The sequence below is a fragment of the Rhodococcus aerolatus genome, assembly GCF_054783215.1.
The window spans coordinates 1-25,273 of record NZ_BAAGQZ010000055.1 but is presented as its reverse complement, the minus strand read 5'-3'; the positions used below and the strand labels follow the sequence as shown (position 1 = coordinate 25,273).

23 protein-coding genes are annotated in these 25,273 nt (G+C 75.7%); 13 read left to right on the top strand and 10 right to left on the bottom strand.

The genetic code is table 11. From position 1 onward, the window contains the following. Positions 1-1,227 (bottom strand): DEAD/DEAH box helicase (locus tag ACYVOF_RS19845; RefSeq protein ID WP_460869614.1); only part of this gene is annotated, 1,227 nt, incomplete at its 3' end. 439 nt (positions 1,228-1,666) lie between these two features. Here ACYVOF_RS19845 and ACYVOF_RS19840 point away from each other — a divergent pair. After that, positions 1,667-3,214 carry an APC family permease gene (locus ACYVOF_RS19840; RefSeq protein ID WP_460869609.1) on the top strand — a complete coding sequence of 516 codons (1,548 nt, stop codon included), beginning with the start codon at positions 1,667-1,669 and terminating at the stop codon, positions 3,212-3,214. A gap of 6 nt (positions 3,215-3,220) precedes the next feature. Here the strand turns inward: ACYVOF_RS19840 and gndA are convergent, their stop codons facing one another. After that, positions 3,221-4,705 carry an NADP-dependent phosphogluconate dehydrogenase gene (gene gndA / locus ACYVOF_RS19835; protein ID WP_460869607.1) on the bottom strand — a complete coding sequence of 495 codons (1,485 nt, stop codon included), beginning with the start codon at positions 4,703-4,705 and terminating at the stop codon, positions 3,221-3,223. A 92-nt stretch (positions 4,706-4,797) separates the two neighbouring features. On the opposite strand from gndA, the gene ACYVOF_RS19830 reads away from it, so the two are divergent. After that, positions 4,798-5,637: an SDR family oxidoreductase gene (locus ACYVOF_RS19830; protein WP_460869606.1), complete on the top strand. Its 840-nt coding sequence runs from the start codon at positions 4,798-4,800 to the stop codon at positions 5,635-5,637. Between the two features lie 12 nt (positions 5,638-5,649). Here ACYVOF_RS19830 and ACYVOF_RS19825 read toward each other — a convergent pair whose 3' ends face one another. Together ACYVOF_RS19825 and ACYVOF_RS19820 are read right to left on the bottom strand one after the other, a co-directional pair. Then, positions 5,650-5,841 (bottom strand): hypothetical protein, encoded by a 192-nt coding sequence (locus tag ACYVOF_RS19825; RefSeq protein ID WP_460869604.1) that lies wholly within the window; start codon positions 5,839-5,841, stop codon positions 5,650-5,652. A 34-nt stretch (positions 5,842-5,875) separates the two neighbouring features. Then, the gene (locus ACYVOF_RS19820; RefSeq protein WP_460869602.1) at positions 5,876-7,999 is read right to left on the bottom strand and encodes an acyl-CoA dehydrogenase family protein; all 2,124 of its coding nucleotides are present in this window, start codon (positions 7,997-7,999) and stop codon (positions 5,876-5,878) included. A gap of 228 nt (positions 8,000-8,227) precedes the next feature. Between ACYVOF_RS19820 and nhaA the strand changes: the two genes are divergently transcribed. Then, positions 8,228-9,574 (top strand): Na+/H+ antiporter NhaA, encoded by a 1,347-nt coding sequence (gene nhaA / locus ACYVOF_RS19815; protein ID WP_460869600.1) that lies wholly within the window; start codon positions 8,228-8,230, stop codon positions 9,572-9,574. A 15-nt stretch (positions 9,575-9,589) separates the two neighbouring features. Here nhaA and ACYVOF_RS19810 read toward each other — a convergent pair whose 3' ends face one another. Next, positions 9,590-10,006, bottom strand: coding sequence for a PaaI family thioesterase (locus tag ACYVOF_RS19810; protein ID WP_460869599.1), 417 nt, complete (start codon positions 10,004-10,006; stop codon positions 9,590-9,592). A gap of 55 nt (positions 10,007-10,061) precedes the next feature. Here ACYVOF_RS19810 and ACYVOF_RS19805 point away from each other — a divergent pair, with 55 nt between their 5' ends. From ACYVOF_RS19805 to ACYVOF_RS19790, 4 genes are read left to right on the top strand one after another with little or no spacing between them, the layout of a single operon-like run. Beyond that, the gene (locus tag ACYVOF_RS19805) at positions 10,062-11,396 is read left to right on the top strand and encodes an O-acetylhomoserine aminocarboxypropyltransferase/cysteine synthase family protein (RefSeq protein WP_460869597.1); all 1,335 of its coding nucleotides are present in this window, start codon (positions 10,062-10,064) and stop codon (positions 11,394-11,396) included. Continuing rightward, positions 11,393-11,875: a CoA-binding protein gene (locus ACYVOF_RS19800; protein WP_460869595.1), complete on the top strand. Its 483-nt coding sequence runs from the start codon at positions 11,393-11,395 to the stop codon at positions 11,873-11,875. Before ACYVOF_RS19805 ends, ACYVOF_RS19800 begins: the two co-directional genes overlap by 4 nt. Positions 11,876-11,884: 9 nt before the next feature. Beyond that, positions 11,885-13,186, top strand: a complete 1,302-nt coding sequence (locus ACYVOF_RS19795) for an alpha/beta hydrolase (protein ID WP_460869593.1) — start codon at positions 11,885-11,887, stop codon at positions 13,184-13,186. After that, complete coding sequence (locus ACYVOF_RS19790) at positions 13,183-15,759, top strand: bifunctional lysylphosphatidylglycerol flippase/synthetase MprF (RefSeq protein ID WP_460869592.1); 2,577 nt, start codon at positions 13,183-13,185, stop codon at positions 15,757-15,759. The genes ACYVOF_RS19795 and ACYVOF_RS19790 overlap by 4 nt, the downstream gene beginning before the upstream one ends. Before the next feature lie 16 nt (positions 15,760-15,775). On the opposite strand, the gene ACYVOF_RS19785 is transcribed toward ACYVOF_RS19790, so the two are convergent. Next, a complete protein-coding gene (locus ACYVOF_RS19785) occupies positions 15,776-16,786 on the bottom strand; it encodes an ABC transporter substrate-binding protein (RefSeq protein WP_460869590.1) in 1,011 nt (336 codons plus the stop codon). An 89-nt stretch (positions 16,787-16,875) separates the two neighbouring features. Between ACYVOF_RS19785 and ACYVOF_RS19780 the strand changes: the two genes are divergently transcribed. Next, positions 16,876-17,277 carry a PaaI family thioesterase gene (locus tag ACYVOF_RS19780; protein WP_460869588.1) on the top strand — a complete coding sequence of 134 codons (402 nt, stop codon included), beginning with the start codon at positions 16,876-16,878 and terminating at the stop codon, positions 17,275-17,277. Here the strand turns inward: ACYVOF_RS19780 and ACYVOF_RS19775 are convergent. From ACYVOF_RS19775 to ACYVOF_RS19765, 3 genes are read right to left on the bottom strand one after another with little or no spacing between them, the layout of a single operon-like run. Next, the gene (locus ACYVOF_RS19775) at positions 17,204-18,133 is read right to left on the bottom strand and encodes an ABC transporter ATP-binding protein (protein WP_460869586.1); all 930 of its coding nucleotides are present in this window, start codon (positions 18,131-18,133) and stop codon (positions 17,204-17,206) included. The genes ACYVOF_RS19780 and ACYVOF_RS19775 overlap by 74 nt on opposite strands. Continuing rightward, a complete protein-coding gene (locus ACYVOF_RS19770; protein WP_460869584.1) occupies positions 18,130-19,179 on the bottom strand; it encodes a FecCD family ABC transporter permease in 1,050 nt (349 codons plus the stop codon). Before ACYVOF_RS19770 ends, ACYVOF_RS19775 begins: the two co-directional genes overlap by 4 nt. A gap of 2 nt (positions 19,180-19,181) precedes the next feature. After that, on the bottom strand, positions 19,182-20,285 hold the full coding sequence (locus ACYVOF_RS19765) for a FecCD family ABC transporter permease (RefSeq protein WP_460869612.1): 1,104 nt from the start codon (positions 20,283-20,285) through the stop codon (positions 19,182-19,184). Positions 20,286-20,395: 110 nt separating this feature from the next. Here ACYVOF_RS19765 and ACYVOF_RS19760 point away from each other — a divergent pair, with 110 nt between their 5' ends. Then, positions 20,396-21,637, top strand: a complete 1,242-nt coding sequence (locus ACYVOF_RS19760; protein WP_460869582.1) for an AI-2E family transporter — start codon at positions 20,396-20,398, stop codon at positions 21,635-21,637. Positions 21,638-21,643: 6 nt separating this feature from the next. Here ACYVOF_RS19760 and ACYVOF_RS19755 read toward each other — a convergent pair whose 3' ends face one another. Next, positions 21,644-22,552, bottom strand: coding sequence for a DMT family transporter (locus ACYVOF_RS19755; RefSeq protein ID WP_460869580.1), 909 nt, complete (start codon positions 22,550-22,552; stop codon positions 21,644-21,646). A 117-nt stretch (positions 22,553-22,669) separates the two neighbouring features. Here ACYVOF_RS19755 and ACYVOF_RS19750 point away from each other — a divergent pair, with 117 nt between their 5' ends. The 4 genes from ACYVOF_RS19750 to ACYVOF_RS19735 all read left to right on the top strand — a co-directional run. Continuing rightward, the gene (locus ACYVOF_RS19750) at positions 22,670-22,972 is read left to right on the top strand and encodes an urease subunit gamma (RefSeq protein ID WP_460869611.1); all 303 of its coding nucleotides are present in this window, start codon (positions 22,670-22,672) and stop codon (positions 22,970-22,972) included. Continuing rightward, positions 22,969-23,298, top strand: a complete 330-nt coding sequence (locus ACYVOF_RS19745; RefSeq protein WP_460869578.1) for an urease subunit beta — start codon at positions 22,969-22,971, stop codon at positions 23,296-23,298. The genes ACYVOF_RS19750 and ACYVOF_RS19745 overlap by 4 nt, the downstream gene beginning before the upstream one ends. Beyond that, a complete protein-coding gene (locus tag ACYVOF_RS19740) occupies positions 23,298-25,019 on the top strand; it encodes an urease subunit alpha (protein WP_460869576.1) in 1,722 nt (573 codons plus the stop codon). Before ACYVOF_RS19745 ends, ACYVOF_RS19740 begins: the two co-directional genes overlap by 1 nt. Next, positions 25,019-25,273: urease accessory UreF family protein (locus ACYVOF_RS19735; RefSeq protein ID WP_460869575.1), on the top strand; the 255-nt coding region annotated here is incomplete at its 3' end. The genes ACYVOF_RS19740 and ACYVOF_RS19735, both read left to right, overlap by 1 nt.

Here is a 25,273-nt window from a genome sequence, read left to right as displayed (position 1 = left end):
GCCGGAGCGACCGCCCCCGGCGTGGCCACCGGAGCGGGCGCCACCGCCGGTGCGCGCGCCGCCCCCGGAGCGGCCGGCGGGGCTGCGCCGCGGGGTGCCCTGCGGCTGCGGGGCGGGCTCGGGGATCGGTGCCCCCGTCGGCGGGCGGGACCCGGTGATCTCGACCAGGGCGGGGTCGCCGGCGCTCACCGGGGTGGTGCCGAGCTTGACCCCGGCCTTGCGGGTCATGGTCTCGACCTCGCGGCGCTGCTCCGGGGTCACCAGGGTGACCACGACGCCGTCGTCCCCGGCCCGCGCGGTGCGGCCCGCGCGGTGCAGGTAGTCCTTGTGGTCCGCGGGCGGGTCGACGTGCACCACGAGGCTGACCTCGTCGACGTGGATGCCGCGGGCGGCGACGTCGGTGGCCACCAGCACCGGCGTGGAGCCGGACTTGAACGCGTCCAGCGTGCGGGTGCGGTTGTTCTGCGCCTTGCCCCCGTGCAGCGCGCCGGCGGCGGTGCCGGTGGCGCGGATCTGCTTGGCCAGCCGGTCCACGCCGTGCTTGGTGCGCACGAACATGATGGTGCGGCCCTCGCGGTTCGCGACGTGGGCGACGACGGCCTTCTTGTCCGCGTCGGAGACCACGAGCAGGTGGTGCTCCATGGTGGAGACCTGCGAGGCGACGGGCGCCGTGGAGTGGGTGACCGGGTTGGTCAGGTAGCGCTTGATGATGACGTCGACGTCCCCGTCGAGGGTGGCGGAGAACAGCAGCCGCTGGCCCTTCGGGGTCTTGTCGAGCAGCCGCTTGACCTGGGGCAGGAAGCCCATGTCGGCCATGTGGTCGGCCTCGTCCAGCGCGGTGACGACGACGCCGCCCAGGTCGGTGGTGCCCTGCTGCAGGTGGTCGGCGAGCCGGCCCGGGGTGGCGACGAGGATGTCGACCCCGCGGCGCATCGCGTCGATCTGGCGGTTCATCGAGGTGCCGCCGACCATGACGTGCAGCTTCAGGCCGAGGATGTCGGCGAAGGGCTGCAGCGAGTCCGAGACCTGCTGGGCGAGCTCGCGGGTGGGCACCAGCACCAGGCCGCGGGGGCGCTTGGGGGTCGTCTTGCCGCCGGCGAGGCGGGCCAGCATCGGCAGGCCGAAGGCCAGCGTCTTGCCGGAGCCGGTCTGCGCGCGGCCGAGCACGTCGCGCCCGGCGAGGGCGTCGGGGATCGCGGCGGCCTGGATGGGGAAGGGGGCGACCATGCCGCGGGCGGTGAGCGCGTCACCGAGCGGGGCGGGCAGGCCCAGGTCGGCGAACGTGCGCCCGTCGGTCGCGGTGGTGCTGGGGGTGGTGCTGGGGGTGTTCCTGGGGGTGGGCTCGTGGGCCACGGGTGTACCTCCGGTACGTCGGTCACGTCCCGGCGCCGCCGCGGAGTGCGCGGTCGGGGCAGGACGTCGCGCGACGGCGGGGTGTGGGGCCGTCACGACGAGGGTGGGGTGAACCGAACCGGAACTCTCACGTCCGCCGAGTGCGGACCAACCGGGTGGAGCCGGATCGTCGGTGACCGGCCACGCGGGCCGCGGGCGGGTGTCACTCACCGCGCCGGGCCACGTCTCGGGGACGACCCTACAGCCTCGCCCGCCCCACGCCCCCCGACGCGCCCTGTGACGTGCAGCGCTGGTCCGCTGGCAGGATGCCGCCGTGCCGACCGCCACCCGCGCGCTGACCCCGCCCGACAAGGGCCTGGCGCCGGGTGCGCTCGGGCTGACCACGGCCACCGTCGTCGGTGTCGCCTCGACCGCCCCCGCCTACAGCCTCGCCGCGACGCTCGGCCTCGTCGTGGCCGGCGTGGGGGTGCAGGCGCCGGTGGTGGTGGTGCTCGCGTTCCTGCCCATCCTCGGGGTGGCGCTGGCCTACCGGGAGCTCAACGCGCTCGAGCCGGACTGCGGCACCACCTTCACCTGGGCCACCCGGGCCTTCGGGCCGTGGGTGGGCTGGCTGGGCGGCTGGGCGATCGTGGCCGCCGACGTGCTGGTCATGGCCAGCCTGGCGCAGGTCGCGGGGCAGTACACGTTCCTGCTCGCCGGCGCCGAGGGCATCGGCCGCGACGCGAGCGGCCCGGGGGTGCTGGCCGTGGGGCTCGCCTTCATCGTGGCCATGACGGCGCTGTGCCTGCGGGGCACCGAGCTCTCCGCCCGGCTGCAGGCGGTGCTGCTGGCCGTCGAGGTGGTGGCGCTGGCCCTGTTCGCGGTGGTGGCCCTGGTGCGGGTGGCCACCGGCAGCGCCGGGGAGGCGGCGCTGACCCCGAGCTGGTCCTGGTTCGACCCGACGGCGATCGCGCCCGGCGCGCTGGTCCCCGCCACCCTGCTCATGGTCTTCATCTACTGGGGCTGGGACTCCGCGCTGAGCGTCAACGAGGAGACCACCGACCGGCACCGCGTGCCCGGGCTGGCCGCCGTCGTCTCCACCGTCGCGCTGGTGTCGGTGTACGTGCTGGTCACCGTGGCCGCCCAGGCGTTCGCCGGGGTGGGGGAGACGGGGACCGGGCTGGCCAACCCCGGCAACGCCGACGACGTGCTCTCCGTGCTGGGCGCCGCGGTGTTCGGCGACGGCCCGCTCGGCCGGCTGGCGGTGGGCCTGCTGCTGCTCATGGTGCTGACCTCGGCCGCCGCGTGCACCCAGACCACGATCCTGCCGACGGCGCGGACCACCCTGGCCATGGGGGTGCACCGCGCGCTGCCCGACACCTTCGCCCGGGTGCACCCGCGGTGGGCGACGCCGACCACGTCGACCGTGGCGTTCGGCGCGGTCTCCGTCGTCGGGTACGTGGTGATGAACGAGGTCTCCGACGGCGCCGTGGTGGTCGACGCCGTCTCGGCGGTGAGCCTGGCCGTCGGCGTCTACTACGGGCTGACGGGCCTGGCCTGCGCGTGGCTGTTCCGCCGCACGCTGCTGCGCAGCCCCCGGCACCTGCTGCTGCGCGGCGTCGCCCCGCTGCTCGGCGGGGGCGTGCTGCTGGGCGCCGTCGTCGTCACCGCCGTCACCAGCTGGGGCCCGGGGGCGGGGGAGACGTCCTGGACGCTGCCGTTCCCGCCGCACTGGCAGGTGGGCGGGGTGTTCCTGCTCGGGGTGGGCTCGCTGCTGCTGGGCCTGCCGCTGGCGTGGGCGGCGCGACGGCACCGGCCCGGGTTCTTCCGCGGCGAGGTCCTCGCGCGCGGGCTCCCGGCCGGTGCCGTCGGCCCCGACTGACCCGGGTCAGTCCTTGGTGGTGCGCATCTGCTGGCGGGGCTCCTCCCGGACCTCGCTGCGGTCCTCCGACCACAGCGTGTGGAACGTGCCCCCGGCGTCGACCCGGTTGTAGGTGTGCGCGCCGAAGAAGTCGCGCAGCCCCTGGGTCAGGGCGGCGGGCAGCCGGTCGGCGCGCAGCGCGTCGTAGTAGGACAGCGCGGAGGCGAACCCGGGCGCGGGCACCCCGGCCATGGCCGACGCGGCGACCACGCGGCGCCAGCTGTCCTGGGCGTTCTCCACGACCTCGCGGAAGAACGGCGCCAGGATCAGGCTGGGCAGCTCGGCGTCGGCGTCGTAGGCCTCCTTGATGCGGTCGAGGAACTTGGCCCGGATGATGCAGCCGCCCCGCCAGATCTTGGCCATGTCGCCCTTGGTGACGTCCCAGCCGTGCTCGTCGCTGCCGGCCTGGATCTGGTCGAAGCCCTGCGCGTAGGCGACGACCTTGCTGGCGTACAGCGCGAGGCGGATGTCCTCGACGAGGGCGTCCGCGTCCTCCACGGAGTAGCTCAGCGACCCGCGGCCCAGCTCCTTGGCGTGCTCGCGCTGCTCGGTGTGGCCGGACAGGGCGCGGGCGAAGACGGCCTCGGCGATGCCGGAGACGGGCACGCCCAGGTCGAGGGCGGACTTCACGGTCCAGCGGCCGGTGCCCTTCTGCTCCGCGGCGTCGACGATGACGTCCACGAAGGGCTTCCCCGTCTTCTCATCGACGTGGGCGAGCACCTCGGCGGTGATCTCGATGAGGTAGCTGTCGAGCTCGGTGGAGTTCCAGGCCTTGAACACCTCGGCGATCTCGGCCGGGGACTTGCCGAGGACCTCGCGCAGCAGGTGGTAGGCCTCGCCGATGAGCTGCATGTCGGCGTACTCGATGCCGTTGTGCACCATCTTGACGAAGTGGCCGGCGCCGTCGGGCCCGATGTGGACGCAGCACGGCTCGCCGTCGACGTGCGCGGAGATCGACTCCAGCAGCGGGCCGAGCGACTCGTAGGCCTCGGCCGACCCGCCGGGCATGATCGACGGGCCGTTCAGCGCGCCCTCCTCGCCGCCGGAGATGCCGGCGCCGACGAAGTTGATCTCGTGGCTCTCGCGGAGCTCCTTCTCGCGGCGGATGGTGTCGGTGAACAGGGCGTTGCCGCCGTCGATGATGACGTCACCCGGCTCCATCAGCTCGGCCAGCTCGCCGATGACGGCGTCGGTGGGGTCGCCCGCCTTGACCATGATCAGCACCCGCCGGGGCTTCTCGAGGGCGTCGACGAGCTCCTGCATGGTCTCCGTGCGGACGAAGTCGCCCTCGTCGCCGTGGGCGTCGAGCAGGGTGTCGGTCTTGGACGTGGTCCGGTTGTGCAGCGCCACGGTGTGGCCGTGCCGGGCCAGGTTGCGCGCGATGTTCGATCCCATGACGGCGAGGCCGGTCACGCCGATCTGGGCCTTGGCGGTGCTGTCGTTGTCACTCATGTCCCCAGTCAAGTCGTCCGGGAGCCCGCGCGCGAGTGAAGGACGGGCCTCGTTAGGTTGACCCGGACACACGACGAGGTGAGGACGGTCGCATGACGGGCACGGACACGGGGTCGCTGGCGGGGCGCACCATCATCATGTCGGGCGGCAGCCGGGGGATCGGCCTGGCCATCGCCCTGCGCGCCGCCCGCGACGGCGCCAACCTCGTGCTGCTGGCCAAGACCGCCGAGCCCGACCCGCGGCTGCCCGGCACCGTGTTCACCGCCGCCGAGGAGATCCGGGCCGCGGGCGGGCAGGCGCTGCCGGTGGTCGGCGACGTGCGCGTCGACGCGGACGTGGAGCGGGCGGTCGCGGCAGCCGTCGCCGAGTTCGGCGGCATCGACGCGGTGGTGAACAACGCCAGCGCCATCAACCTCAGCGGGACCGCCGACCTGCCGATGAAGCGGTTCGACCTCATGCAGCAGATCAACGTGCGCGGCACCTTCCTGCTCACCAGCACCGCGCTGCCGCACCTCAAGCGCAGCGACAACGCCCACGTGCTGACGCTGTCGCCGCCGCTGAACCTGGACCCGAAGTGGCTGGGCGCGCACCCCGGCTACACCCTGGCCAAGTACGGCATGAGCCTGCTGGGACTGGGCTGGGCCACCGAGCTCGCCGGCGACGGCGTCGCCTCGAACCTACTGTGGCCGCGCACCATCATCGCGACCGCCGCGGTGCAGAACCTGCTCGGCGGCGACGACTCCATGGCCCGCTCGCGCACCCCCGAGATCGTCGCCGACGCCGCCCACGTGGTGCTCACCTCGACGGGCCGGTCGATCACGGGGCAGGCCTTGCTCGACGACGAGGTGCTGGCCGGCGTCGGGGTCACCGACCTGTCCGGCTACTCCGACGGCAGCCAGGACCAGCTGGTGCCCGACATCTTCCTCGACTGAGCCGCGGCCGGGTCAGGGTCGGCGTGCGGGCGGCGTCCCCGGGCCGTCCGTGCCCCGGCCCTTCTCGGCCAGCCTGCGGCGCACCTGCTCGATCTTGGCGCGGTTCTCCGGCTTCGACGCGTAGTCCTTGGCCTGGGCGGCCAGCCGACGGCCCTGCGGGCTGGCGGCGAAGCGGGCGATGCGGGCGAGCAGGGGTGACGCCACGGTGGTCTCCTCGGGTGGGGGTTCGCCGTCCAGGCTACTGAGCCGGGGCCACGTCGACGTCGGTCGCGGTCGCACCCGGGTCGGGCTCGGCCTGGGCGGCGGCCCGCTGGTCCTCGGCGTGGGTGGCCTCCTGGCGGGGGCCCTCCTCGTCGAGGATGGCGCACGCCATCCACTCCCGCGGGATGGCGAACGCGTCGACCAGGGTGATCGCGTCCTGCCGGACCCGGCCGCACAGCTCGTTGACCGCGCTGGTGATCGCCTTGGACCGCGCCGGGGTGAGGCGGCCGTGCTCGAGGAACCACGCCCGGTCGGCCTCGATCGTCGAGAGCGCGAACAGGTCGCAGAGCCGCGAGAGCACCTGCTTGGCCGCCGGGTCCGCGCACTTCTCGACCGCGGCGACGAAGGCCTCGAGCAGCACCCGGTCGACGTGGGCGTGCGCGGTGGCCAGCACGTGGTCCTGGGCGGCGTTGAACACCGCGAACGGGTCCTTGTCGGGGTCCGCCGCCGAGCGCAGCCGCAGGGCGGCACCCTCCAGGACGTGCTTCTCGCGGTCCTCGAGCAGCGCCAGCTGCCAGCCGCGGTCGAGCAGCGAGACGTCCTCCTCGCGGCCGGGCACGGCGTCGACGAGGCGCTGGATGAGCCCGCGGGCCGCGGTGCGCTCCAGCACCGTGCCCACCACCTGGTCGGCCGCGAACTGCGCCTTGCCCCAGCCCGACATGTCGCCGAGGTCGTCGCGGAACCCGGTGAGCAGGCCCTTGGCCACCAGCTGCATGAGGACGGTGTTGTCCCCCTCGAAGGTGGTGAAGACGTCGATGTCGGCCCGCAGCTGCGGCAGCCGGTTCTCGGCGAGGTACCCGGCGCCGCCGCACGCCTCGCGGCAGGCCTGGATGGTCCGCGAGGCGTGCCACGTGCCGACGGCCTTGACCCCGGCCGCGCGGGACTCCAGCTCGCGCTGGCGCTTCTCGCGGTCCGCGTCGCCGGCCGTGGCGTCGGCGGGGTAGCCACCGTCGGTGAGCAGCTCGTGCATGAGCACGACCAGCTCCTCCTGGGCGAAGTGCAGCGCGTACGACTTGGCCAGCGCGGGCAGCAGCACCCGCTGGTGGGCCAGGTAGTCCAGCACGACGACCTCCCGGTCGCGGCCGGGGGCGGCGAACTGGCGGCGGGTGTCGCCGTAGCGCACCGCGATGTCCAGGGCGACCTTGGCCGCGCTGCCCGCGGACCCGCCGACGCTGATGCGGCCGCGCACGAGGGTGCCGAGCATGGTGAAGAAGCGCTTGGTCTCGTTGTCGATGGGCGAGGAGTACGTGCCGTCCTCGGCCACCGAGCCGTAGCGGTCGAGCAGGGCCTCCCGCGGCAGCGTCACGTGGTCGAAGGAGAGCCGGCCGTTGTCGACGCCGTTGAGCCCCGCCTTGGGGCCGTCGTCGCCCGGCGTCACGCCGTCGCAGGGGGTGCCGTCGGCGTGGCGGATCGGCACCACCCAGGCGTGCACGCCGTACCCGGTCAGCCCCTGCTCGCCCTGCACCAGCAGCTGCGCGAACACCACGGCGGTGCGCGCGTCGTGCGCCGCGCCGCCGATGTAGTCCTTGCGCGCCGACTCGTGCGGGGTGTGCAGGTCGAAGGTCTGCGTGGCCGGGTCGTAGGTGCACGTGGTCCGCAGCTGCTGCACGTCCGAGCCGTGCCCGGTCTCGGTCATGGCGAAGCAGCCGGGCAGCGAGAGGTCGATGATCGACGGGATCAGCTCGGCGTGGTGGCGCTCGGTGCCCAGGGCCTGCACCGCCCCGCCGAACAGGCCCCACTGCACGCCCGCCTTGACCATGAGCGACAGGTCGCCGTAGGCCAGCATCTCGATCGACGCGACCGAGCCGCCCGGGTCGTCCCCGCCCCCGTGCTTCGAGACGAACCCCAGCGCGGTCTGCCCGGTCTGCGCGACCTCCTCGGCGAGCCGGCGCACCCGGTCCCGGGCGTCGGCGTGGCTCTCGCCGTAGACGGGCGCGAACCGGGTCGGGTCGGGCTGCTCGCGCGCCCAGCGGCGCACGTGCGCCCACCGGCCGTCGAGCACGTCGGTCAGCGCGCGGGCCGTCGACCCGCCGCGGAGGGTGGCGGGCCCGGTGGCAGGCCCGGTCGAGTCCTGCGTCGGCCGCTCGTCGGTGGTGGTCACGAGGTCCTCCCGGGGCGTGCTCGCACGGTGCGTCGGTGAACAGGTGTCGTGACGGTACCGGCTGGTCGGCGTCGTCGCCCGGTGCGCCCGGGCGCGGTGGCTGGTCACCGAAGGGGACGATCCGGGCGCCGGGGGACTACCCTGGTCCGCGGTGAGCCGGGAAGTCTGGTCGGCGGTCCGCCGGCGCCTGGCCGGCAGATCCACACGCGACCCCGGGAGAAGCCCCTCGTGACCTCACAGCCGCCGTCCGCCGAGCAGCCCACGCCCGACCCCGAGCAGGGATCCTCGCAGCAGGGGTCGACGCTGCTGGGCCGCGGCTCCTGGCCGGAGGCGGCGCGCATCGCGTCGCTGCTGCGCCAGGAGACCGTCGGTGGGGCGCTGCTGCTGCTGGCCACGGTGGTGGCCCTGGTGTGGGCCAACTCGCCGGTGTCGGAGGCCTACGCGTCGCTGCGCGACCTCGAGCTGGGCCCCGCCGCGCTGCACCTCGACCTCACGATCGGGGAGTGGGCGGCCGACGGGCTGCTGGCCATCTTCTTCTTCGTCGCCGGGCTCGAGCTCAAGCGGGAGTTCGTGGCCGGGGACCTGCGCGACCCGCGCCGGGCCGCGCTGCCCGTCGTGGCCGCGGCCGCGGGCGTGGTGGTGCCCGCCGTGATCTTCCTCGTCATCAACCTCGGCGCGGGGGGCGCGACCGAGGGGTGGGCCATCCCCACCGCGACCGACATCGCCTTCGCCCTGGCCGTGCTCGCCGTGATCAGCACGCACCTGCCGACCGCGCTGCGCACCTTCCTGCTCACCCTCGCGGTGGTCGACGACCTCATCGCCATCACCATCATCGCGCTGTTCTTCACCACCGACCTCGCCCCGCTGCCGCTGGTGGGGGCCCTGGTCCCGCTCGCGCTGTTCGCCGTGCTGGTGCAGCGCCGGGTGCGGTCGTGGTGGCTGCTGCTGCCGCTGGCCGCCGTCACCTGGGCGCTGGTGCACGCCTCCGGGGTGCACGCCACGGTGGCGGGGGTGCTGCTGGCGTTCACCGTGCCCGTGGTGCGCAGCGACGCCGCGGGTGGTCCCGACGCGGGCCCCGGGCTCGCCGAGCACTTCGAGCACCGGCTGCGCCCGCTGTCCTCGGGCCTGGCCGTGCCGGTGTTCGCCTTCTTCGCGGCCGGCGTCACCGTCGGCGGCCTCTCGGGCCTGGTCGAGTCGCTGAGCGACCGGGTGGCGCTGGGGATCGTCGTCGGCCTGGTCGTCGGCAAGACGATCGGCATCCTGGGCTCGACGTGGCTCATGGACCGGTTCACCAGCGCCCGGCTCGACCCGGACCTGCGCTGGGTCGACGTGCTCGGGCTCTCGATGCTCGCCGGGATGGGCTTCACGGTGTCGCTGCTCATCGGCGAGCTGGCCTTCGGCACGGGCTCGCTGCGCGACGAGCACGTCAAGGTGGGCGTGCTGTGCGGGTCGATCCTGGCCGCGCTGCTCGCCGCGGTGGTGCTGCGGCTGCGCAACCGGACCTACAAGCGGCTGTGGGAGCTCGAGCAGGTCGACGACGACCACGACGGCATCCCGGACGTCTACCAGCGCTGAGCGCGGGCCCGGCGCTCAGCGCTGGTGCAGCACCTGCTGGGTGCAGCGGAACAGCGCGGTGGTGCGGCCGGACTCGCGGTGGGTGACCACCGCGTCCCACACCTGGGTGGTCCGGCCGGCGTGGGCGTTGGTGGCCAGCACGTCCAGCGTGCCCTCGCGGGCCGTGCCCAGGAAGTTGGACTTCAGCTCCAGGGTGGTGAAGCCGCGGGCGTCGTCGGGCAGCAACCAGCGGGTCGCCAGGCCGCAGGCGGTGTCCGCGAGGCCGACCACGGTGGCCGCGTGCAGGTAGCCGTTGGGGGCCAGCAGCTCGCTGCGCACCACCAGGCTCGCCCGCAGCTCCCCGGCGGAGACCGCCGTGACCTGCAGGCCGAGCAGGCCGGGCAGGGTCCCCGGCAGCAGGGCGTTGCGCTCGTCGACGGTGAAGGCGGCCACCCCGGGAACCTACTGCCGGGGGTGCGGCACACTGGCACCGAGACGAGGAGGAACCGTGACCACGAGTGACCGGGCCTGGGGGCTGCGCACCCGCGCCCTGCACGCCGGCGGCCGCCCCGACGCCGCCACGGGCGCCCGGGCGGTGCCGATCTACAGCAGCACCAGCTTCGTCTTCCACGACACCGCCGACGCCGCCGCCCTGTTCGCCCTGCAGAAGTACGGCACCATCTACAGCCGCATCTCCAACCCCACGGTCAACGCGCTCGAGGAGCGGGTGGCGAGCCTGGAGGGCGGCATCGGGGCGGTCGCCACGGCCAGCGGGATGGCCGCCGAGTTCGCCGTCTTCGCCGCCCTGTGCGGGGCGGGTGACCACGTCGTCTCCGCGGCCGCGCTCTACGGCGGCACCGTGACCCAGCTCGACGTCACGCTGCGCCGCTTCGGCGTCGACACGACCTTCGTCCCCGGCACCGACCCGGCCGACTACGCCGCCGCGATCCGGCCCGAGACCAAGCTGGTCTACGCCGAGGTGGTCTCCAACCCCTCCGGCGAGGTGGCGGACCTCGCCGGCCTGGCCGAGGTCGCCCACGCCGCGGGGGTGCCGCTGGTGGTGGACGCGACCACCGCCACGCCGTGGCTGTGCCGACCCCTCGAGCACGGCGCCGACGTCGTGGTCCACTCGGCCACCAAGTTCCTCGGCGGCCACGGCACGGTGCTCGGCGGCATCGTCGTCGAGTCCGGCCGCTTCGACTGGTCGGTGCTCACCCCGGAGGGCACCCCGCGGTTCGCGAGCATGGTCGAGCCGGTCGAGTCCTACGGCGGGCTGAGCTGGTGGGGCAACTTCGGCGAGTACGGCTTCCTGACCAAGCTGCGCTCGGAGCAGATGCGCGACCTCGGCGGCACCCTGGCCGCGCAGTCGGCCTTCCAGCTGCTGCAGGGCGTGGAGACGCTGCCCCAGCGCATGGAGGCGCACCTGGCCAACGCCCACGCCGTCGCCCGCTGGCTCGAGGCCGACGAGCGGGTCTCCTACGTCCGCTGGGCGGGCCTGCCCAGCCACCCCCACCACGCCCGCGCGCGGCGCTACCTGCCGCTGGGCCCCGGCTCGGTGTTCAGCTTCGGCGTCGCCGGCGGGCGGGCCGCGGGGCAGCGGTTCATCGAGGCGCTGCAGCTGTGCAGCCACCTCGCCAACATCGGGGACGTCCGCACGCTGGTCATCCACCCCGGCTCGACCACCCACCAGCAGCTCAGCGACGCCCAGCTGCGCGACGCGGGGGTCCCGCCGGACCTGGTGCGGATCAGCGTCGGGCTGGAGGACCTCGAGGACATCCTGTGGGACCTCGACCAGGCGCTGGCGGTCGCGACCGGCCCGGCCGCGGACGAGGGTGCCGCGTGAGGACGTGGGAGGGCCCGGGGGCGCTGGAGCGCAAGAGGATCCTCGACGAGGCCCGGGTGGTGGCCGTGGTGGGCGCGTCGGACGACCCGTCGCGGGCGAGCTACTTCGTCACCACCTACCTGCAGGCCAGCACGGGCTACACCGTGCGGCTGGTCAACCCGCGGCTGGACTCCGTGCTGGGCCTGCCCTGCTACCCGAGCCTGGCCGACCTGCCGGAGCGGCCCGACGTGGTCGACGTGTTCCGCAGGCCGTCCGAGCTGGCGGGCGTGGCCGCGCAGTCGCGCGAGGTCGGGGCGCCCGTGCTGTGGCTGCAGCTCGGGCTGTGGGACGAGGCCGTGGCCCGCGAGGCGGAGGCGGCCGGGCAGACCGTGGTCATGGACCGCTGCCTCAAGATCGAGCACGCGCGCTTCGCCGGCGGGCTGCACCTGGCCGGGTTCGACACCGGGGTCGTCGACTCGCGCCGCCGGGCGAGGGGCTGAGCCGGGCCGGTGCACGTCCTGACCGACCTCTCCCTGCTCACCGGCTGGGTGCCCCCGGCCACGGTCGTGGCGGCGCTCGCCGGCGTCGCCTGGCTGCTGCTGCGCCGCGACCGCCGCTACCTGCGCCGGCGGCTGCCCGTCGCGCTGCTCGTCACCGCGGTCCTCGTCACCGCGGGCTGGGTGGTGGTGGAGCGGGTGTGGAAGCCGTTCCCCGACCCGCTGCCGTGGTCGGTGTACGGCTGGGTGGCGCTCGGCCTCGCCGGGCTCGCCCTGCTCGTCCCCCGGGGGGCCGCCGCCCGGGGGTGGGCGCCGAAGGTGGTGACCGGGCTCGCGGTGCTGCTGGTGGTGCTCGCCGCGGCCGAGCGGGTCAACGTCTCCTTCCGCGCCTTCCCCACCGTCGGCACCGTGCTGGGGGTCGGCCGCCCCGAGGAGGTCCCGCTGGACCGGCTGACCACCGACGTGACCACCGCGGTGGCCTCGCTGCCGCTCGCGGCGAGCTGGACCCCGCCGGCGGGCATGCCGTCGCGGGGTGCGCTCAGCCAGGTGTCGATCCCCGCCACCGCGTCGGGGTTCTCCGCCCGGCCCGGCTGGGTGTGGGTGCCCCCGGCCTACCTGGCCACGCCGCGGGCCGTGCTGCCGGTGCTGGTGCTGCTCTCCGGGCAGCCCGGCACCACCGAGGACTGGCTCAACGGCGGGCACCTCGTGGCGACCATGGACGCGTGGGCCGCGGCGCACGGCGGCCTGGCCCCGGTGGTGGTCCTGGCCGACGCCACCGGCGGGCCGCTGGCCAACCCGCTGTGCCTGGACTCCCGCATCGCCCAGGTGCAGACCTACCTGGCCGTCGACGTGCCCGCCTGGGTGCGGGCGAACCTGCAGGTGCAGGACGACCCCCGGCAGTGGGCGGTGGGCGGGTTCTCCTACGGGGGCACCTGCGCGCTGCAGCTGGGCACCAACGTCCCCGACGTCTACCCCACGTTCCTCGACATCTCCGGGCAGGACGAGCCCACCCTCGGCACGCGGCCGGCCACCGTGCAGGCCGCGTTCGGCGGGGACGCCGCCGCCTACGCCGCCGTCAACCCCGTCGACCTGATGCGGTCGCGCCGGTTCGACGGGTCCGCGGCCACGATCGTGGTCGGCAGCGACGACCGGATCTACCAGCCGCAGGGGCGGAAGGTCTTCGCCGCGGCCCAGGCGTCGGGGATGGACGCGCGCCTGGTGGTGCTGCCCGGAGGACACGACTACGGGGTGTGGGCCGAGGGGCTCACCGCGAACCTGGACTGGCTGGGAGCCCGGCTGGGAATCACCCCGTGAGCACCGCCAGTGCCGCCGCCGCCCCCGCCGCGGTGCGGCGCCGCTTCGCCCGGGTCGGCCGGCTCGTCGGGTCCGGCCTGCGGGGTGCCCCCGCCACGGTGGGGCTGCTGGTGGTGCTGTGGGCCGTCGGCCTGGGCACCCGCAGCGTGGTGCACGGGCCGTCGCGCGGGCTGCTGCGCCACGTCGCGGTCGGGGTCCGCCCGCTGGGCGACGGCCGCTGGTGGACCCCGCTGACGTCGCTGCTGTGGGCGCGCGGGGTCAGCGGGTACGTGCTGGCCACCCTGATGCTGGTGGTGCTGGCCGCCCCGGCCGAGCGGCGGCTGGGGGCCCGTCGCGTCCTCGTCGCGGGCGTGCTCAGCCAGGTGCTGGGCACCCTGCTGGCCGTCGGGCTGGTCCGGCTGCTCGCCCTCTCCCCGGGGGCGTGGGCACGCCAGCTCGAGCGGGCCGTGCTCGTCGGCCCCGTCCCGTTCGCCGTCGGGGCCCTGCTCGCCGCCAGCTGCACGATGGACACGCTGTGGCGCCGCCGGCTGCGGGTCGGGCTGCTGACGGTGCTCGTCGTCCTGGCCCTCTACGGCGGGTTCCTGCACGACCTGGCCTCGCTCGCCGCCGCGATCGTCGGGCTGGCGCTGGGGCCGCTGCTGGTGGGTCGGCGCGCCCGGGTGCGCCGGGTGACCGGCACGCGCCGGGAGGGCCGGGTGCTGGTCTCCCTGGCCGTCGCCGCCAGCGCCGTCGGGCCCGTGCTGGCCGCGTTCTCCCCGCAGGCGGTGGGGCCGCTCTCGGTGCTCGCCGGGGTGTTCACCGCGGCCCCGCCCGACGCGGTCACGGTGCTCGACGTGTGCGCCGACCCCGACCGGCTGGCCGAGTGCACCGAGCTGCAGGCGCAGCTGCGGGTCTCCGGGGTGGGCCCCCTGGTGCTATCCCTGCTGCCCTCGCTGCTGCTGCTCGTCCTGGCCGAGGGGCTGCGGCGCGGTCGCCGGTCCGCGCTCGTCGGCGCGGCCGCGCTGACCGGGCTGCTCGCCGTGCTCGCCGCGGTGCTGGGCCTGCAGGCCGTGCTGTCGGGGGAGAGCGTGGCGCTGCCGGGGCGCGGCGGCGGTGACGTCCCCGTGGTGCGCGACCTGCTGGTGCCGGTGCTGGGCCCGCTGGCAGTGCTCGCGCTGCTGCTGGCCACCCGCCGCTTCTTCGACGTCGCCGCCCCGCGCGGCACCTACCGCTCCCTGGCGCTGACCACCGGCGGCCTGCTGGTGGCCATCGCGGTGCTCTACCCCGCGCTGGGGTGGCTGGTCCGCGGCGGGTTCGACCGGCCGCCCGGGCTGGGCGCGCTGCTGCTCGACGTGCCGCGCCGGCTCGTCCCACCCGGGTACCTGGTCGAGACCGCCCCCGCCTTCCTGCCCCGCTCCGTGCCCGCCACCCTGCTCTTCGAGTGGACCGGGGTGGTGTTCTGGGCCGCGCTGGCCGTGCAGGCCCTGCTCACCTTCGTCCGCGACCCCGTCGAGGTCGACGGCGCCGACCGGGAGCGGGCGCGGGAGCTGGTGCGCGCCCACGGCGGGTCGTCGCTGTCCTGGATGACCACGTGGCGGGGCAACCGGTACTGGTTCACCCCGACGGGCCGGGGCGTCGTCGCCTACCGCGTGCAGGCGGGGGTGGCGGTGAGCACCGGCGACCCGGTCGGCCCGGCCGGGGAGCTGCGCGCGGCCGTGGTCGGGTTCGCCGAGCACGCCGCGGCGCAGGGCTGGGCGGTGTGCCTGTACAGCGTCACCGAGGAGGTGCGCGCCGTCTGCGCCGAGCTGGGCTGGAGCCACCTGCAGGTCGCCGAGGAGACGGCGATGCCGCTGGGCACGCTCGCCTTCACCGGCAAGAAGTTCCAGGACGTGCGCAGCGCCCTGAACAAGGCCCGCAAGGACGGCATCACCGCCGAGTGGGTGACCTACCCGACGGCGCCGCTGGCCATCACCGACCAGATCACCGCCATCTCCGAGGAGTGGGTGGCCGACAAGGGCCTGCCGGAGATGGGGTTCACCCTCGGCGGGCTCGACGAGGTCGACGACCCCGAGGTCCGGTGCCTGGTCGCGGTGGACGCCGACCGCACGGTGCACGGGGTCACCTCGTGGCTGCCCGTGCACCGCGACGGCCGGGTGGTGGCCTGGACGCTGGACTTCATGCGCCGGCGCACCGACGGCTTCCGCCCCAGCATGGAGTTCCTGCTCGCCTCGGCCGCGCTGCTGCTGCAGGAGGAGGGCGCGGAGCGGCTCAGCCTCTCCGGGGCGCCGCTGGCCCGGGTGCCGCGGGCGGGCGCGCCGGCCGACCCCGGCGGTGCCGACCCGCCGGACCCGGCCGTACTCGAGCGGCTGCTCGACGTGCTGGGCCGGGCGCTGGAGCCGGTGTACGGCTTCCGCTCGCTGCTCGCCTTCAAGGCGAAGTTCCAGCCCGAGTACAGCCCGGTGTTCCTCACCTACCCCGACCCGGCGGCGCTGCCCGCCATCGGCAACGCGATCGGCCGGGCCTACCTGCCGGACGTGTCGCTGGGCCAGGGCATCGCGCTGGTGCGTCGGCTGGCCGGCCGGGGCGGGCGCTGACCCGCCCCGGCCGGGCTCAGGCGGTGGTCGCCGCGACCGCGGCCGCCAGCTGCGGGGTGAGCCGCTCGGCGACGAACGGGGCCGAGAGCACGGTGCCGTAGGACATCGCCCCCCGCAGGTCGGCGTCGGGCAGCACCAGCCCGCCGTCGCGGACCACGGGCAGGCCCTGCAGCACGGGGTCGGCGTCGACCACGGCCCGGGTCGAGGCGTCGCTCAGGACCACCACGACGTCGCCGTCGACCGCGCCGAGGCGCTCGGAGGACAGCTCGACGTAGAACCGGCTGCCGTCGTCGAGGGTGGCGACCGCGTCGGGCAGCCGCAGGCCCAGCTCGGCCATGAGCTGCCCCCGCGCGTCGCCCGGGGTGTAGGCCCCCCACACCCCGCTGAACGGCAGCAGCACCGTGCCCGTGGCGCCCTGCAGCTCCGGGTGGGCGGCGCGGGCGGCCGCCATCGCCGCGTCCGCCCGGGCGATCGCCTCCTCGCCGCGCTGCGGCTCGCCCACCGCGGCGGCGATCGCGCGGGTCGCGTCGGCGCGCGGCACCCCGTAGGCGACGGTGCCCTGCGGGCGGGCCAGCACCGGGGCGAAGGCGGAGAGCCGGTCGTACACCGCCTGGTCGATGCCGGCGCTCACCGCCACCACCAGGTCGGGCTCCAGCGCGGCGACCTGCTCGACGTCGACGTCGGAGGTGGGGTCGAGGACGGTGACGTCCTGGCCGGCCAGCAGGTCCTGCGCCCACGGCCCGACGCCGGTCTCGGCGTAGAAGCTGTACGGCATGACCGCGACGGGGACGACCCCGACGGCGAGCAGCGGGTCGGAGTCGGTGACGCCGAGGGCCACCACCCGCTGCGGCCGCTCGGGGACGGTGGTCTCGCCGAAGACGTGGGTGAGCGTGACCGGGAACGCGGCCTCCCCGGTGTCGCCGGGCGGGGTGGCGGACCCCGTCGACGGGTCGGCCGCACCCGCGCAGCCGGCGGTGAGCAGCAGCAGGGCGGCCAGCGCGGCGACGAGCCGGGCGGGTCGGGACATGGGTTCCTCCTGACGAACGGTTTAGGTGAGGCTAACCTAACCCATGCCGCGCGTCGGTCCGCCCCGCCCGCTGGCTACCGTCGGCACCCGTGACCCCGCCCGACGCCCCGGTGCCCGACACCGGCTTCGACGCCCTGCTCGGCCTCGAGATCACCCACCTCAGCGGGGCGGAGGTGCGGGCGCGGTGGACGCTCACCCCGGACCTGCACCAGCCCTACGGGATCGTCCACGGCGGCGCGCACTGCGCCGTCGTGGAGACCCTCGCCTCGCGGGGGGCCCTGGCGTGGCGGGACGGCGGGGGACCGGTCGTCGGGGTGGCGAACGCGACCGACTTCCTGCGCGCGGTGCGCGAGGGGGAGCTGGCGGCGGTGGCGACCCCGCTGCACCAGGGCCGCTCGCAGCAGCTCTGGCAGGTCGTCATCCGCGACGAGCGCGACCGGGTCGTGGCCCGGGGCCAGGTGCGGCTGCAGAACCTCGACGCGCCCCGCTGAGGCCGGCCGAGCCCGGGCGCACGTGGCGGGTGCCCACCGGCACGACCATGGGTGCGTCGGAGACCGGGTCGTCGACCACCAGCGCCGTCAGGCCGAACACCTCGGCCAGCAGCTCGCGCGTCAGCACCTCCCGGGGCGTGCCGGTGGCCACCACGGTGCCGTCGCCCACGACGACGAGCCGGTCGGAGTAGCGCGCGGCCAGGTTCAGGTCGTGCAGCACCATGACCACGGTGCGCCCGAGCTCGGCGTGCAGCCGGTCGACGAGGTCCATCACCTCGACGGCGTGGGTCAGGTCCAGGTAGGTCGTGGGCTCGTCGAGCAGCAGCACGTCGGTGCCCTGCGCCAGCGCCATCGAGATCCACGCCCGCTGCCGCTGGCCCCCCGAGAGCTGGTCGACCGGCCGGTCGGCGAGGTCACCGATCCCCGTCAGGGCCAGCGCCTCGGCGACCTCGGCCTCGTCGTCGGCCGACCACTGCCGGAACCAGCGCTGGTGCGGGTGCCTGCCGCGCGCGACGAGGTCGGCGACGGTGAGCCCCTCCGGGGCGAGCGGGGCCTGGGGGAGCACCCCGAGGCGGCGGGCGACGTCACGGGTCGGCAGGCCGGCGATGCTGCGCCCGTCGAGCTCGACGACGCCGCCGGTGGGCCGCAGCAGCCGGCCGAGCGCGCGCAGCAGGGTGGACTTGCCGCACCCGTTGGGCCCGATGACGGTGGTGACGGCCCCGTCGAGCACGTCGAGGTCGAGGTCGTGCACCACCGCGCGCCCGCCGTAGCCCACGCGCAGGCCGCGGGCCCGCAGGCGGGCCGGGGTCGTGCTGGTGCCGGTCACGCTGGTGTCGGTCACGCTGGTGTCGGTCATGCGGTGGCCTCCCGGGTGCGGCGGACGAGCAGGCGGAGCAGGACGGGGCCGCCCACGGCGGCGGTGACGATGCCGACGGGCAGCTCGACGGGCAGCACCACCCGGGCGACGAGGTCGCCGGCCACGACGAGCAGCGCCCCCACCAGCGCCGCGGCCAGCAGCGGCGGCCCGGCCGAGCGCACCAGGCGCAGCGCGACCTGGGGGGCGACGAGCGCGACGAAGGTGACCGGACCGGCCGCGGCGGTGGCCACCGAGGCCAGCACGACCGCGGCCAGCAGCAGGCCCGTCTGCGCCCGCTGCAGCGGGACCCCCAGCGAGCGCGCGGTGTCCTCGCCCAGGCGCAGCGCGGCCAGGGTCCGGGCGTGGACCAGCACGAGCAGCCCCACCGGCACCACGGCCAGGGCCACGGGCACCACGTGCTCCCAGCCGCGGGCGTTGAGGCTGCCGGTGAGCCAGACGGTCGCCTGCGCGGCCTGGGTGATGTCGGCCCGGACCAGGAGGTAGGAGGTGACGGCGACCAGCACCGCCCCCAGCCCGATCCCCACGAGCACCAGGCGCACCCCGTCGAGCCCGTCGCGCCACGCCAGCAGGTGCAGCAGCAGCGCGGTGCCGAGGCCGCCGAGCAGCGCGGCCAGGGGCAGCCCCGCCGCCCCCAGCAGGGTCGTGGCGGTGCCGCCGCCGAGCACGATCACCCCGACGGCGGCCGCGCTCGCCCCGGCCGTGACCCCGAGCACGTCGGGGCTGGCCAGCGCGTTGCGGGTCACCGACTGGGTGATCGCGCCGGCCAGGCCGAGCGCGGCGCCGACGAGCAGCCCGGTCAGCGCCCGCGGCAGCCGCAGCTCGAGGACGACGACGCGGGCGGCGCGGCTGCCGCCCCCGGCGAGCACGCCGAGCACCTCACCCGGCCCGAGCGGGTAGTCACCGAGGGCGACCTCGACGAGTGACGCGACGGCGAGCGCCGCGACGAGCACGACCACGACGGCGGCGGCCCGGGGTCGGGCCACCAGCGAGACGGGCCCCACGCGCAGGGCCGGTCGGGACGCCACGCTCACAGCCGGACCACCCGGCGGCGCCGCACGAGGGCGATGAACACCGGCGCCCCGACGACGGCCAGCACGATGCCCACCTGCAGCTCCCCGGGCCGCACGACGACCCGGCCCAGGACGTCGGCGGCGAGCAGCAGGGCCGCTCCCAGCAGGCCCGCGTACGGCACCAGCCAGCGGTGGTCGGGGCCGGTCACCAGCCGCGCCACGTGCGGGGCGACGAGGCCGACGAAGCCGACGGGCCCGCACGCCGCGGTCGCGGCCCCGGTCAGCACCGTCACCACGACGACCCCGAGCAGCCGCGCCCGCAGCACGCCCTGGCCGAGCGAGCGCGCCACGTCCTCGCCGAGCGAGGCGACGTTGAGCGACGGGGTGCTGGCCACGGCTGCGAGGAGGCCCAGGACGAGGAACGGCGCCACCGTGCCCAGCACGTCGCTGCCCCGCCCGGCGACCGAGCCCACCACCCAGAACCGGTAGCCGTCGAGCGTGGCCGTGTCGAGCAGCACCAGGGCGCTGGTCAGCGCCCCCAGCACGGTCGACACCGCGGCCCCCGCCAGGGCCAGCGTCAGCGGGTCCCCGGGCCGCCCGCCCGCGGCGGAGACGCCGAGGACGACGAGGCTGGCCAGCAGCGCGCCGGCGAAGGAGAACCAGAGGTAGCCCGCGGGCGTGCCCACGCCCAGCAGCGTGATGGCCAGCACCACCGCGAGCGCGGCCCCGGCCGAGACGCCGAGCAGCCCGGGGTCGGCCAGCGGGTTGCGGGTGTGGCCCTGGATCAGCGCGCCGGCCACGCCGAGCGCGGCCCCCACGAGCAGGGCCAGGACCGTGCGCGGCACCCGCAGCGAGCGCACCACCACGTCGACCTCGCTGCCGGTGGGGGCGGTCAGCGCCCGCCACACCTCGCCGGGGCCCGTCGGGCGCGCCCCCACGGTGACGCCGAGGACCACGCAGCCGACGAGGACCACGACGAGCAGCCCCAGCCCCAGCAGCCGCCGCCGACGGACCCCGGGCACCACGGGCGCCACGGACGCGGCAGCCTCGGCGGTCCCGGCGGGGTGGGTGGTGGGCACGGTCCTCCTCGGGTCGTCCGGGGCGTCGGGTCGGTGGAGCAGATGAGGTGAGGCAATCCTAAGTCACGGCCACCGGTGCCCAGGGCGGGCTCCGCGTGCGCGCGCCTGCCGCGGGCGACGAGGATGGTGGGCGGTCGAGGGTGGGAGGCACGGTGAGCGGTGGGCACGGCGGCGGCGAGCAGCCGGACGAGGTGGACGCGGGGCGGCCCCACCGGTCGATCACGGCCTCGGGGGGCGAGGCGGACCCCGAGGCCCGGGCGGAGTCCGTGGCGCAGGACCTCGTCGCGCCGGGCCGACCCCTCGGCCCCCTGGGGGAGCGGTTCGACCGGCGCTCGCCCTTCCTGCTCGGGATGGCCGCGTCCGGCGGCGTGGTGGTCACCCTGGCCGCCGCGCTGGCCGTCACCGACGCCCGCACCCCCCTCACCCTGATCGGCCTGGCCCTGTTCCTGGCCGTCGGCCTCGACCCCGTCGTGCGGTGGCTCGAGCGCCGGCACCTGCCCCGGTGGCTGGGCGTGGCGGTGGTCTCCGTGGTGTCCCTGGCGGCGGTCTCGGCGCTGCTGGCGGCGGCCATCCCGCCGGTCGCGTCGCAGGCCGCGCAGCTGGTGACCGACCTGCCCGCCCAGCTCGCCACGCTGCAGGACACGTCGAACCCCGTCGGCCGCTTCGTCTCCCGCTACGACCTCGAGCAGCAGATCGTGCAGAACGTCAACGGCTCGGTGGTGCTCGGCAACCTGGTGTCGCTGGTGACCCTGGTGCTCGACGCGGTGACGAAGCTGGTGCTGCTCGCGGTGCTCACCATCTTCTTCCTCGCGGGCCTGCCCCGGATGCGCCGCGGCGCCTACCGCCTCGTGCCTGCCCCCCGCCGGCCCCGGGCCATCCTCATCGGCGACCGCATCCTGGGGTCGGTGGGGCGCTACGTGCTGGGCAACGTCGTCATCTCCGTGATCGCGGCCGTCGTGGTCTACACCTGGCTGGCCCTGCTCGGGGTGCCCTACCCGCTGCTGCTGGCCATCACCACCGCGGTGCTGGACCTGGTGCCCGTCGTGGGGTCGACGGTGGCCGGGGTCGTGGTGTCCCTCGTCGCGCTGACCGTCTCGGTCCCGGTCACCCTGGCCACGGTCGGCTTCTTCCTCGTCTACCGGGTGGTCGAGGACTACGTGCTCGTCCCGCGCATCATCGGCCGGGCCGTGGACGTGCCCGCGGTGGGGACCGTGGTCGCCGTCCTGCTCGGGGGAGCCGTGCTCGGGGCGGTGGGGGCGCTGGTGGCCATCCCGGTGGCCGCGGCCGTGCAGCTGCTGGTGCGCGAGCTGCTCCTGCCCCGGCTCGACGCGGCAGGCACCCCGGAGCCCGCAGCGGGCCCGCCGGGACCCACGGGCCGGTCCGCCCCCGCCTGACGCCGCTCAGTCCCCGGGGCGTCCGGACGGCGTCGCGGCCGCGTCGCCGAGGTGGCCGAGGCGGGCCAGCTGGATCACCGCCACGCCGAGGAGCAGCAGCAGGACCGCGAGGCCGAGCCCGGAGGCCAGGTCGTGGCGGATGCGCTCGTCGTAGACCACGACGCCGAGGGCGATGCTGGCCAGCGGGTCGACCGTGGCGATCGCGGGCAGGCTGGCCGCCAGCGGCCCCGCCTGGAAGGCCAGCTGGTTGAGCACGAGGCCGCCCGCCCCCACCACCAGCACCGTGTAGAGCTGCCAGCTGGTGAGCAGGGCCACCGGGCCCTGCAGCCCGATCGAGGTGAGCGTCTTGAGCAGGGCGGCGGTGCCCGCGTAGGTGGCTCCGACGGCGACCCCCAGCAGGGCGGCGGAGCGGCCGGCCCGGGACTGCCTGCGGCCCAGGCCCACGCAGACCGCGGCGAGCGCGACCCCGGCCAGGGCCGCGACCACGGCGGGCACCTTGTCCGCGGTCTCGGACGCCCCGGAGCGGTCGGCCGTGCCCGCGAGGACGAGGAAGCCGGCCAGCGAGCCGGTGAGCACCAGGGCCCAGGCGATCTCCCGGGGGCTCACCCGGCGGTGGGTGGCCTGGCGCAGCAGCAGCGCGAAGAGCAGGCCGGTGATGAGCAGCGGCTGCACCACCCCCAGGGCCCCGAGGTGCAGCGCCAGCAGCTGCAGCGTCAGACCCACCGCGTCGGCGGCGATCCCAGCCAGGTAGTAGCGGTTGCGCACCGTGGCGGCCACGAGGCGGCCCACCGAGCGGACCCGGAGGTCCTGCGCGTCGGGGACCTGCTGGGCGCTGACGTGCTTGACCGTCGAGGACGTCGCGAACGCGAGGGCGGAGCCGAGGCTCAGCAGCACCACCAGCAGACCGTCGGTCACGGACCGCAGTCTCGCACCCGGCCCGCGGCGGCCGCGCCCGACACCCGCGCGTAACACCCCGGCGCTAGCGTCACGGCCCGGGACGACACCGTCCCCGTGACCGTGCAGGAGGCGTGCGTGCGGCTCTCACCCCACGAGCAGGAGCGGCTGCTGCTGTCCTACGCGGCGGAGCTGGCGCGGCGGCGGCAGTCCCGCGGCCTCAAGCTGAACCACCCGGAGGCCGTCGCGCTGCTCACCGACCACCTGCTCGAGGGCGCGCGCGACGGGCGCAGCGTCGCCGAGCTGATGACCTCGGGCACCGAGGTGCTCGCCCGCGACGACGTCATGGCAGGGGTTCCCGAGATGCTCACCGAGGTCCAGGTGGAGGCCACCTTCCCCGACGGCACGAAGCTCGTCACCGTGCACCGGCCCATCCCGTGATCCCCGGCGAGGTGCTCGCGGCCGGGGGGACGATCGAGCTCAACCCCGGCGCGGTGCGGACCACCCTGGAGGTGCTGAACTCCGGCGACCGGCCGGTGCAGGTCGGCAGCCACGTGCACCTGCCGCAGGCCAACGCGGCCCTGACCTTCGACCGCGCCGCCGCCCACGGCTGCCGCCTCGACGTCCCCGCGGGCACCGCGGTGCGGTTCGAGCCCGGCCTGGCCCAGACCGTCACCGTCGTCCCGCTCGGCGGCACCCGCGAGGTGCACGGCCTCTCGCTCGACCCGCCCGGACGCCTGCACGCCGACGGGGAGCCGGACTCCTGATGGCCGAGCTGAGCCGCGCGCGCTACGCCGAGCTGTACGGCCCCACCACGGGCGACCGCATCCGCCTCGCCGACACCGACCTGCTCATCGAGGTCACCGAGGACCGCTGCGGCGGCCCCGGCCGCGCCGGGGACGAGGCCGTCTTCGGCGGCGGGAAGGTGCTGCGCGAGTCGATGGGCCAGGGCCGCGCGACCCGCGCGGAGAGGGCGCCCGACACGGTCATCACCGGCGCCGTGGTGCTCGACCACTGGGGCGTGGTCAAGGCCGACGTCGGCATCCGCGACGGCCGCATCGTCGCCCTCGGCAAGGCAGGCAACCCCGACACCATGGACGGCGTGCACCCCGACCTGGTCGTCGGGCCGTCGACGGAGGTCATCGCGGGCAACGGGCGCATCCTGACCGCGGGCGCGATCGACTGCCACGTGCACCTGGTGTGCCCGCAGGTGGTCGACGAGGCGCTCGGCGGCGGGATCACCACGATCGTCGGCGGCGGCACCGGCCCCGCCGAGGGGACGAAGGCCACCACCGTCACCCCCGGGGCGTGGCACCTGGCGCGGATGCTCGAGGCGATGGACGGCACACCCGTCAACGTCGCGCTGCTGGGCAAGGGCAACACGGTGCGCCAGGACGCGATGTGGGAGCAGCTGCGCGCCGGGGCGTCGGGCTTCAAGCTGCACGAGGACTGGGGCTCCACCCCGGCCGCGATCGACGCCTGCCTGACGGTGGCCGACGCCGCGGGCGTGCAGGTGGCGCTGCACTCGGACACCCTGAACGAGGCCGGCTTCGTCGAGGACACCCTGGCCGCGATCGCCGGGCGGGCCATCCACGCCTACCACACCGAGGGGGCCGGGGGCGGGCACGCGCCGGACATCATCACCGTCGCCTCGCAGGGCCACGTGCTGCCGAGCTCGACCAACCCCACGCGGCCGCACACCGTGAACACCCTCGACGAGCACCTCGACATGCTCATGGTCTGCCACCACCTCAACCCGTCCGTGCCCGAGGACCTCGCGTTCGCGGAGAGCCGCATCCGGCCCTCGACGATCGCGGCCGAGGACCTGCTGCACGACCTGGGCGCCATCTCGATGATCGGCTCGGACTCCCAGGCCATGGGCCGCATCGGCGAGGTCGTGATGCGCACCTGGCAGACCGCGCACGTGATGAAGGTGCGCCGCGGCGCCCTGCCCGGTGACGGTGCGGCGGACAACGAGCGGGCCAAGCGGTACGTGGCGAAGTACACGATCTGCCCCGCCGTGGCCCACGGGCTCGACGGCGAGGTGGGCTCGGTGGAGCCCGGCAAGCTGGCCGACCTGGTGCTGTGGGAGCCCGCGTTCTTCGGGGTGCGCCCGCACCTCGTCGTGAAGGGCGGGATGATCGCGTGGGCGCAGATGGGCGACGCCAACGCCTCGATCCCCACCCCGCAGCCCGTGCTGCCCCGCCCCATGTTCGGGGCGAGCCCGAGGGCCGCGGCCGCCACCTCCGTCCACTTCGTCGCCCCGCAGGCGCTCGAGGACGGCCTGGCCGACCGGCTGGCGTGCGACCGGCGGCTGGTGCCCGTGCTCGACGTGCGGCGCCGCGGCAAGGCCGACATGCCGGGCAACACCGCGCAGCCGCGCATCGAGGTCGACCCCGACACCTTCACCGTGCGGGTGGACGGCGAGGTGTGGGAGCAGGAGCCGGCCGCCGAGCTGCCGATGGCCCAGCGCTACTTCCTCTTCTAGTGCTCACCGCCGTGCTCGCCCTGGCCGACTCCCGGCTGCCCACCGGCGGCCACGTGCACTCCGGCGGGGTCGAGGCGGCCGTCGCGTCCGGGGCGCTGCACGACGTGGCGACGGTGCGCGCGTTCCTCGTCCGCCGGGTGCGCACCATCGGGCTGCTCGCCGCGGGGCTGGCGGCGGCGGCGTGCGCCGGCCGCGACCCCGCGGTGCGCGACGCCGAGGCCGACGCCCGCACGCCGTCGGCGGCCCTGCGCGCG

Bases quoted from the DNA above. Each gene is read 5' to 3' on its own strand.
- ACYVOF_RS19830 (WP_460869606.1), top strand. From the start codon at position 4,798: ATGACGGGCACGGACACGGGGTCGCTGGCGGGGCGCACCATCATCATG.
- ACYVOF_RS19785 (WP_460869590.1), bottom strand. From the start codon at position 16,786: ATGTCCCGACCCGCCCGGCTCGTCGCCGCGCTGGCCGCCCTGCTGCTG.
- gndA (WP_460869607.1), bottom strand. From the start codon at position 4,705: ATGAGTGACAACGACAGCACCGCCAAGGCCCAGATCGGCGTGACCGGC.
- ACYVOF_RS19740 (WP_460869576.1), top strand. From the start codon at position 23,298: ATGGCCGAGCTGAGCCGCGCGCGCTACGCCGAGCTGTACGGCCCCACC.
- ACYVOF_RS19775 (WP_460869586.1), bottom strand. From the start codon at position 18,133: ATGACCGACACCAGCGTGACCGACACCAGCGTGACCGGCACCAGCACG.